The following is a 251-nucleotide window of genomic DNA, read 5'->3' as shown; positions in this document are numbered from 1 at the left end:
AATATGGGTAGTATTATAAATGAATACATCTTTTTTTTGATCAGTATAAGTTATACTAACTTCGACTCTATGCTTTGTATCACTACTGTATAATCGATTAGTTAAATCTTCTTGTATGTTTGGTTTTATTTGTTCCTCATTTTTCTTTTGTTCTTGAGGTAGTATTACAAGAACCTGTCCATCTTTTAGATTATTGATTTTTTTAAAGGTTTCTGATGTTAACTCTATACCTTCTTTTTTGAAGTAGTCAG

Annotated in this window: 1 protein-coding gene; it reads right to left on the bottom strand. The window is 27.5% G+C overall.

Annotation, left to right across the window (positions count from 1 at the left end):
- Positions 1–251 (bottom strand): hypothetical protein (locus ACYQ78_RS39905; protein ID WP_459806198.1); only part of this gene is annotated, 251 nt, incomplete at both ends.

The sequence above is a fragment of the Herbidospora sp. RD11066 genome, from assembly GCF_054661255.1.
The sequence above is the reverse complement of the archived record's forward strand: the minus strand, read 5'-3'. Positions and strand labels throughout refer to the sequence as shown.